The organism is Streptomyces sp. NPDC002690 (genome assembly GCF_053592415.1).
This window is the reverse complement of sequence record NZ_JBSFVR010000331.1, coordinates 1-8,199: the sequence shown is the minus strand read 5'-3', so window position 1 is coordinate 8,199 and position 8,199 is coordinate 1. Positions and strand designations below refer to the sequence as shown.

General features: G+C 72.5%; 8 protein-coding genes. 5 read left to right on the top strand and 3 right to left on the bottom strand.

Annotated elements, in window-relative coordinates; translation table 11 throughout:
- The first annotated feature begins 137 nt into the window (after positions 1–137).
- Together ACWD3D_RS29365 and ACWD3D_RS29360 are read left to right on the top strand one after the other, a co-directional pair.
- Positions 138–1,517, top strand: coding sequence for an FtsW/RodA/SpoVE family cell cycle protein (locus ACWD3D_RS29365; protein ID WP_451463796.1), 1,380 nt, complete (start codon positions 138–140; stop codon positions 1,515–1,517).
- Positions 1,514–2,989: a penicillin-binding transpeptidase domain-containing protein gene (locus ACWD3D_RS29360; protein WP_451463795.1), complete on the top strand. Its 1,476-nt coding sequence runs from the start codon at positions 1,514–1,516 to the stop codon at positions 2,987–2,989. The genes ACWD3D_RS29365 and ACWD3D_RS29360 overlap by 4 nt, the downstream gene beginning before the upstream one ends.
- Before the next feature lie 126 nt (positions 2,990–3,115).
- On the opposite strand, the gene ACWD3D_RS29355 is transcribed toward ACWD3D_RS29360, so the two are convergent.
- The 3 genes from ACWD3D_RS29355 to ACWD3D_RS29345 all read right to left on the bottom strand — a co-directional run bounded on the left by ACWD3D_RS29355 (position 3,116) and on the right by ACWD3D_RS29345 (position 5,790).
- Positions 3,116–3,766 carry a sensor domain-containing protein gene (locus tag ACWD3D_RS29355; protein ID WP_451463794.1) on the bottom strand — a complete coding sequence of 217 codons (651 nt, stop codon included), beginning with the start codon at positions 3,764–3,766 and terminating at the stop codon, positions 3,116–3,118.
- A gap of 109 nt (positions 3,767–3,875) precedes the next feature.
- Positions 3,876–4,808, bottom strand: coding sequence for a hypothetical protein (locus ACWD3D_RS29350; RefSeq protein WP_451463793.1), 933 nt, complete (start codon positions 4,806–4,808; stop codon positions 3,876–3,878).
- 55 nt (positions 4,809–4,863) lie between these two features.
- Positions 4,864–5,790 (bottom strand): ADP-ribosylglycohydrolase family protein, encoded by a 927-nt coding sequence (locus ACWD3D_RS29345; protein ID WP_451463792.1) that lies wholly within the window; start codon positions 5,788–5,790, stop codon positions 4,864–4,866.
- A gap of 222 nt (positions 5,791–6,012) precedes the next feature.
- On the opposite strand from ACWD3D_RS29345, the gene ACWD3D_RS29340 reads away from it, so the two are divergent.
- The 3 genes from ACWD3D_RS29340 to ACWD3D_RS29330 all read left to right on the top strand — a co-directional run.
- The gene (locus ACWD3D_RS29340) at positions 6,013–6,948 is read left to right on the top strand and encodes an AurF N-oxygenase family protein (RefSeq protein WP_451463791.1); all 936 of its coding nucleotides are present in this window, start codon (positions 6,013–6,015) and stop codon (positions 6,946–6,948) included.
- A gap of 103 nt (positions 6,949–7,051) precedes the next feature.
- Positions 7,052–7,327 (top strand): hypothetical protein, encoded by a 276-nt coding sequence (locus ACWD3D_RS29335; RefSeq protein ID WP_328719434.1) that lies wholly within the window; start codon positions 7,052–7,054, stop codon positions 7,325–7,327.
- Between the two features lie 87 nt (positions 7,328–7,414).
- The coding region (locus ACWD3D_RS29330; protein ID WP_451463790.1) for a protein kinase domain-containing protein at positions 7,415–8,199 on the top strand (785 nt) is incomplete at its 3' end.

The following is an 8,199-nucleotide window of genomic DNA, read 5'->3' as shown; positions in this document are numbered from 1 at the left end:
GTCCGCCTCGCGAGGACCCGGGCGGCGGCGCGTCTCCACCCGGGAGACCCGGGAGCCACCGAGGTCCCGGAACATCCGCGCGACCGCCGCACTATGACATAAGGGAAATAAGCCCCCTTACTTGCTACGTTCCTGGCATGACCGCACCGACGGTGGACTCTCCCCCACCCCCGCTCCGGCTGCCCGGACGGCGCGGCGTGGAGCTCTCCCTCCTCGTCGGCGCCGTCCTCATCTCCGTCTACGGGTACGCGGCGGTCGGCCTCGCCCACGACGACGCGGTACCGCCCGACGTCGCCCGCTACGGCGGAGGGCTCGGGCTGCTGGCGCTCGTCGCCCATCTCGCGGTCCGCTTCCGCGCCCCGTACGCCGATCCGCTGCTGCTCCCCATCGCGGTGCTGCTCAACGGGCTGGGCCTGGTACTGATCTACCGGCTGGACCTGGAGACGCCCTCGGACACGGCGGCGCCCACCCAGCTGATCTGGTCGACGCTCGGGGTGGCGTTCTTCATCGTGGTGGTGATCCTGCTCCGCGACCACCGGGTGCTCCAGCGGTACGCCTACCTGTCGGTCGCGGCCGCGCTGGTGCTGATGATCGTGCCGATCTTCTTCCCGGCGGTGAACGGCGCCCGAATCTGGATCAGGGCCGGCGGGTTCTCCTTCCAGCCGGGTGAGTTCGCGAAGATCCTGCTGGCGGTGTTCTTCGCCGCGTACCTCGCGGCCAACCGCAACGCCCTCGCGTACTCCGGCCGCACGGTCTGGAAGCTCCAGCTGCCCACCGGCCGGGTGCTCGGTCCGATCGTGGCGATCTGGCTGCTGAGCGTCGGGGTCCTCGTCCTCGAACGTGACCTGGGCACCTCGCTCCTCTTCTTCGGCCTCTTCGTGATCCTGCTGTACGTGGCGACCGGGCGCATCGGCTGGATCGCGGTGGGTCTGCTGCTCGCGGCGGTCGGGGCGTTCGTGGTCGGTTCGGTGGAACCGCACGTGCACAGCCGGGTCGAGGACTGGCTGGACCCCTTCGCCACGATCGACGCCGGACAGGGGCCGAGCCAGCTGGCGCAGTCGCTCTTCGCGTTCGCCGAGGGCGGGATGCTCGGTACGGGCCTCGGGCTCGGGCACTCCGTCCTGATCGGCTTCGCGGCGAAGTCCGACTTCATCCTGGCGACCGCCGGCGAGGAGCTGGGCCTGGCCGGGCTGACCGCGATCTTCCTGCTGTACGCGCTGATGGTGGCGCGCGGTTACCGCGCGGGGCTCGCGCTGCGCGACCCGTTCGGGCAGTTGCTGGCCGTCGGGCTCGCCTCGATCCTGGCGCTCCAGGTGTTCGTGATCGCCGGTGGGGTGATGGGGCTGATCCCGTTGACCGGCATGGCCATGCCGTTCCTGGCGCAGGGCGGCTCCTCGGTGGTCACCAACTGGATCATCGTGGCGCTGCTGATCCGGCTCAGCGACCAGGCCCGCGCTCCACGCCCCGACGGGCCGGAGACCGGCGTCATCGCCCCGATCGCGGAGGACGAGCGGTGATCCGGTACATCCGGCGGGCCGCCGCGTTCTGTCTGCTGCTCCTCGCGGCGCTGCTGGTGAACGCGGCGCGCGTACAGGTCTTCGAGGCCGACGAGCTGACCGGCAACTCCGCCAACCGCCGCAACACGATCGCCCGCTACGACCAGCCTCGTGGCAACATCCTGGTGCGTACGGGCAGCGGCGACGCGACGGCCACCGTCACCGGCTCCAAGGACACCGGCGAGCAGCTCGCCTGGGAACGCACCTACCTCCACGGCCCCTTGTACGCACCGGTCACCGGCTACGCCTCGCAGACGTACGGCACCACCCTGATCGAGAACGCCGAGGACGGCATCCTCTCCGGGACGGACTCGCTGCTCGCCCCGCTGCCGCTCTGGAACGACCTCACGCGCGGCCGGCAGCCGGGCGGCAACGTGGTCACCACCGTCCGGAGCGCGATGCAGCGGGCCGCCTACGAGGGTCTCGCCGGGCGCAAGGGCGCGGTGGCCGCGCTGGAGCCGTCGACCGGGAAGATCCTGGCCCTGGTCTCCTCGCCCTCGTACGACCCCGAGCAGCTCTCCGGCACCGGCTCGGCGGTGACCGACGCGTGGGCGCGGCTCAATGCCTCGGAGAGCCGGCCGATGCTCAACCGGGCGATCCGGCAGACCTATCCGCCGGGTTCGGCCTTCAAGATCGTGACTGCGGCGGCGGCGCTGGACGCCGGGGTGGTGGAGGACCCGGACGAGGAGACCGACACCCCGTCCCCGTACGTCCTGCCGGGCACGTCCACCGTGCTGCCCAACGAGTCGAGCGGCTGCGAGAAGGCGTCGCTGGCGGAGGCGATCCGGGTCTCCTGCAACACGGTGATGGCACATCTGGGGGTGGAGGTGGGGCTGGACGGGATGGTGGAGGCGGCCGGGGACTTCGGCTTCAACGACACCGGGCTGCGGATTCCCTCGGGGGTGGCGAAGAGCAACTTCGACACGGAGATGAGCGACGACCAGCTGGCGCAGTCCTCGATCGGGCAGTTCGACACGACGGCCACCCCGCTCCAGATGGCGATGGTCGCCGCCGCCGTGGCGAACGACGGCGAGATCGCCTATCCGCACCTGGTGGACCGTACGGCCAAGCACGACGGCGACACCGTGTCGCAGACGTCCACCCGCTCCTACCGGCGGGCGATGAGCCCGTCGACCGCCGTCCAGCTGCGGCGGATGATGGTCGACGTCGTGGAGAACGGCACCGGGACCAACGCGGCGATCGACGGCGTCACGGTCGGCGGCAAGACGGGTACCGCTCAGCACGGGGTGGACAACACGGGTGCGCCGTACGCCTGGTTCATCTCGTGGGCGCAGTCGGCCGGTTCGGCGACACCCGAGGTGGCGGTCGCCGTGGTGGTGGAGGACGCGGCGGCGGACCGCGCGGACATCAGCGGCGGCGGCAGCGCGGCGCCGATCGCCCGGGCGGTGATGGAGGCGGCACTGGAAGGCTGATGCCGATGGCGGACCGACCATGGCTGTCCGGCTCCCAACGGAAGCCGTCGCCCAAGGGGGCCGCCCGGCAACCGCCCCTCGCGCCGGGCCGTCCACCAGGTGCCGCCGGGCGGCCCCGGCCCGTGGCTACGCGGCCCGGTCGGTCAGCAGGGCGCGGGCCAGCCGGGTCTGCACCGCGGTCAGCCCGCGGACCACCGGAACGGCGGTGGCCAACATGAACACCCCCAGGGCGGTGTGGAAGCCGATGTCCACAGCCCGCGAGGCGTTGTCGAACATCAGCTCCACCAGGCCCTGGTCGTCCGGCCCCTGCGGCAGGGACCACGACCAGGCGCCGTAGAGCAGCCCGCCCACACCGCCGAGGGTCCACGTCAGCGCCACGGCGAACGTGACGACCTGGAGCGGGAAGGCGACGACCGCATGGAGCAGGTCGCGCCAGGACTGTGGTTCGCGCACCGCACGCAGCACCCCTGCCCATCCCGTGCCGGCGGGCCGGGGACGCTGCGACGTTAACGGACGCCCCGTGACGGCCGTCACCCGACGGCGTTCCGCATCGGCCAGGGCTCGTGCCGCGCGCAGGGTCCCGGCCAGGACCGGCAGTCCGATCCAGACCACGAGGGTGGACACCCCCAGGGCGAATCCGGTGACCGCGACGGTGAACGCCGCCACTTGGAAGGGCAGTCCGGACAGCAGGTAGCCCAACTCCCGGCGGAACCGGTGGGCAGCGGGCCCGGTCTCGGTGGACACGGGCGGCACGGTGAACGAGGCGGTCTCAGTCATGGCAGCATCGTCCCTGTTTCGCACGACCGCGCCCAGCCTGCCACCCGGCCACCGGGGGGTAGGGCTGTCCCCACCCCCGAAGTCCGCACCGGTGACGGCACCGAGGGGGTCAGCCGATCGGCTTCAGCATCTCCTCGCGCACCTTCGCCGTCTCCTCCGCCGCCTTCTCCAGATCGACGTCCTGGGCGTCCCCCAGCGCGTCCTCGATCCGCAGGATCGCGACCATCGCCCCGGTGTTGTCGTCGCCCCACGCGCACATGGGGATGACCCCCCTGTCGCCCCCGGTGCCCGTCTGCTGCACCTGGCACGCGATCGTGATGTCGTAGCCGTCGGGGGTGAACTCCTTGGCAGGCACCACGACGGTGTCCTCCGTACCGGTCCCCGCCGCTCCCTTCATGATGGAGTCGCGCGTGAACCCGGGGTCGGCGATACGGCCGTACATCCCGGAGACGATGAGGACGTTGCCGCCCTCGGAGCCGTACTGTGCGACGACGGCCTCGGCATCACGGATGCTGAGGTCGGGGGTGTCCTCGATGTCCTTGCCCTCGGTGTCGGACCTGTCCTGGGACAGGGTGAACTCGCCGTCCAGCAGGGTCTTCTGGACCACCAGCTTGTTCTCGGCCTTCGGGTAGACGGCCTCGGTGCCCTTGTCGATGAGCTGCGAGACGCCGAAGGCGACGCCGCCGGCCGCCACCAGGGCGCCGACGACGACGCCGACGATCAGCTTGACCGGCTTCTTCCGCGGGGGCTGCGGCGGGAAGCCCGGCACCATCGGCTGCCCGGGTATCCCGGGGTGGCCCCAGCCGGGCTGCGGCTGTGGGGCGTTCGGGTAGCCGTATCCCGGCTGCGGCTGCGGCTGAGGCCCGTTGGGGTAGCCGTACCCCGGCTGCTGCGGGGGCACGTTCGGGTAGCCGTATCCCGGCTGCTGCGGGTACGCGCCCGGCTGCTGGGCCCCACCGGGGTGCGGGTGGCCCTGCGGCGACGGCTGGGACGGGGGTACGGGAGGGCCGAACGGGCCCGGCGGCGGGGGTGGCGTGGTCATGCGTCCACGCTACGCCGCCGCTCTGACAGGTACCCGCCCAGTGGTGAACCCCACGTCAGGATTCCCGGAAGCCCGTCAACGGCTCCCGCTTGCGCAGCCATTCACCGGGCACCCGGCCGGTCCCGGTGGCGGCGCCGACCACCCCGCCGGTGATCGCGCAGGTGGTGTCCACGTCTCCGAAGCCCTCGGCGGTGGCCCAGAGCGCCGCCTCCAGGTCGCCCGGGTGGCGTGCGGCGGTCCACAGCGCGAAGGGCACCGTGTCGTCCGCCCTGATGCGCTGCCCGTTGCCCAGGAGGTCGGCGGCGCGCCAGGGTTCGGTGGTGAACGGCAGCTCCGCCGCCCTGCGCAGACCATCCCGTACGAGCCCTTCGGGCGTCCGGTCCGCGACGGCGCCGAGCGCGAGTTCGCCCCGGACCGAGAGGGCGGCCGCGACCGCCACGGCGACCGCGCCGGCGATCCCCTCCGGGTGGGCGTGCGTGACCTCGGCCTGGAGGCGCGCCTGCCGGGACACGTGGTCCAGGTCGGTGTGGAAGCGGGCCCCGAGCGGGGCGACCCGCATGGCCGCGCCGTTGCCGAGGCTGCCGCCCTCGAAGAGGCCGGGGGCGAGGGTGCGCCAGTCGGCCGGCTCGGTCAGCAACTGGGGCAGCAGCATGTGCATGCCGTGGCCGTAGCCGCGCCCCTGGTCCGCGTCGAAGGTGAGGGCGAAGACGAGGGCCAGCCGGTCCTGGACGACTTCCCCGTGGCGGGCGAGAACCTGGTCGAGCGCGAGGGCCAGCGCGGTGTCGTCGGTCCAGTGCCATCGGGGCTCGGCGGGGGTCCGGCGGTCCGTGATCTCGCGGAGCGCCTGTCGGCGTTCACGGAAGAGCGGGAACCACCGCTCGCCGAACGCGTCCCCGAGGGACAGCCCTTCGAGACTGCGGCGAGCCGCGTCGGCATCGGCCGGAGAGACGTCCGCAGGGATGTTCCGCGAGGAGTTCGTCATACCGCCATCCTCTCGTGCCCACTCCCGTCCATGGGCCGGCTTTCCGCGTCACGGAAGTCCCGACGGCCCCATCCGTAACAGAACGGCACGGAACGGCAGTTGACGTGACGCACGCCATGGGGCGCCCGGACGACGAGTGGGACCCGGGGGATTGACTGCCTTGCTGACAAGCAGTCCAATAAGAGGTGACCCCAGGTAACCCACGTGCGAGGTACCCCAGTCATGACGACAGTGAGCGAACACGACGTCCAGGTCCTCCGCGACGCGCTCGGCCCGCTCCGGGACCGTGAGCAGATCGCCGAGCGCCTGCTCGAATCCTCGGCCAAGCACTCCTTCGACCCGGAGACCGAGATCGACTGGAACTCCGCGATCGAGGAAGGCAAGTGGTTCTGGCCGCCCGAGCTGGTCTCCCTCTACGACACCCCGCTCTGGCGGAAGATGTCCGAGGAGCAGCGGATGGAACTCGCCCGGCACGAAGCGGCGTCGCTCGCCTCGCTGGGCATCTGGTTCGAGATCATCCTGATGCAGCTGCTGGTGCGGCACATCTACGACAAGCCGGTGACCAGCAACCACGTGCGGTACGCGCTCACCGAGATAGCCGACGAGTGCCGCCACTCGATGATGTTCGGCAAGATGATCGAGTGGGGCCGGGCCCCCACGTACCCGGTCCCGCGCGGCTACCACAATGTCGCCCGGGTCCTGAAGAGCGTGTCCACCACGCCGGGTTCGTTCGCCGCGACGCTGCTCGGCGAGGAGATCCTCGACTGGATGCAGCGGCTGACCTTCCCGGACGAGCGCGTCCAGACCCTGGTGCGCGGGGTGACCCGCATCCACGTCGTGGAGGAGGCCCGGCACGTCCGCTACGCCCGCGAGGAACTCCGCCGCCAGATGGTGACGGCCCCCCGCTGGGAGCGGGAGCTGACCCGGTTGACCTCGGGCGAGGCGGCCCGGGTGTTCTCGGTCTGCTTCATCAACCCGCAGGTCTACGAGAACGTGGGCCTCGACCGCCGCGAGGCGCTGGCCCAGGTCAAGGCGAGCGGCCACCGCAAGGAGGTCATGCAGTCGGGCGCCAAGCGGCTCACCGACTTCTTCGACGACATCGGCGTGATGAACGGCGTGAGCCGCAAGCTGTGGCGGAAGTCCGGCCTGCTGGCCTGATCCGGCGACCGGCGGGCCCGGGCCGCCGGTGTCCGCCCCTGCTGGTCGCGCCCGGCGGCCCGGCCCGGGGGGCCGCCGGTGTCCGGTGGGCGAGACTGTCCGGGTGAGAAGCGAGAACACCCCCTTCGAGGGCGGTCCCCTGGACGGCCGGGTCCTGCCCGTCCTCACCGGCCCCACCGGCCATCCGCCCAAGTGGTACGTGGTGCCGGTGCCGGCCGAGGACGGCGGTCCGCCGACCGTCCACGCGTACCGCCGCGTCCCCGCCGGACACACCCCCCGGCTGCACATCCAGCGCGGCTGGCTGTACGAGTACGCCCCCGAGGGACGGGAGCGCTTCCGCCCCAAGTGGCCCTGGACGAAGCCGAACAGCGACGGCTGACGGCACGGGGCGGCCCGCTCCCTCCGGTGGCGAACCCCCTAGGATCGGCGGTCAGGTGCCGAGTGACGGTCACGAGGGGGGTGCGCCATGGAGGCGCTGCGTCAGGACGATCCACGGCGCTTCGGCCCGTACACCGCGCTGGCCCGTCACCGGGGCACGGCGAGCGCGGTGAGTTACGTGGCGCGTGGCGCGGACACCGGGGAGCTGGTGCTGATCACCGCGGCCCGGCCGGAGCTCGCGGCGCTGCCCGCCTTCCGGCGCCGCTTCCTGGCCGAGGTCCGCACGGCCGAACGGCTGGCCGGCGGCTGGGTGCAGCCGCCGCTCGACGTCCCCGGCGACGACGACGGGCCGGCCTCCGGCCCGGAGCGCCTCTGGACGGCCGCCCCTTACATTCCCGCGCTGACGCTCGCCGAGGCCATCGCCGTCGCGGGTCCGCTGCCCGAGCGCGCGGTACGGATACTCGGCGCGGGTGTCGCGGAGGTGCTGGCCCGGGTGCACGCCACCGGTTCCGCCCTCCAGGGCCTCTCGCCGGACACGGTGCTGCTGGCCGCCGACGGCCCCCGGCTGACCGCCTTCGGCCCGCTGGGCGGTGCCGCCGCGGCCGAGGCGCTGCCGGGCGGGCAGCTCTCCGTACGGCTCGGCTACCTCACCCCGGAGCAGCTCGCCGGACACGAGGTGGGGGCCGCGTCCGACCTCTTCGTGCTCGGGCTGCTGCTGGCGTACGCGGCGACCGGCGCCACCCCGTTCGCCGAGGGCCCCGCCGAGGGGACGGCCGACCGGATCGCCCGCGGGGAGCCCGGACTCGACGGCGTACCGGCCGAGTTGAGGGGCCTGGTCGCCGGGTGCCTGGCGAAGGACCCGCGCAGCCGCCC

Bases quoted from the DNA above. Each gene is read 5' to 3' on its own strand.
- ACWD3D_RS29365 (WP_451463796.1), top strand. From the start codon at position 138: ATGACCGCACCGACGGTGGACTCTCCCCCACCCCCGCTCCGGCTGCCC.
- ACWD3D_RS29355 (WP_451463794.1), bottom strand. From the start codon at position 3,766: ATGACTGAGACCGCCTCGTTCACCGTGCCGCCCGTGTCCACCGAGACC.
- ACWD3D_RS29350 (WP_451463793.1), bottom strand. From the start codon at position 4,808: ATGACCACGCCACCCCCGCCGCCGGGCCCGTTCGGCCCTCCCGTACCC.
- ACWD3D_RS29345 (WP_451463792.1), bottom strand. From the start codon at position 5,790: ATGACGAACTCCTCGCGGAACATCCCTGCGGACGTCTCTCCGGCCGAT.
- ACWD3D_RS29340 (WP_451463791.1), top strand. From the start codon at position 6,013: ATGACGACAGTGAGCGAACACGACGTCCAGGTCCTCCGCGACGCGCTC.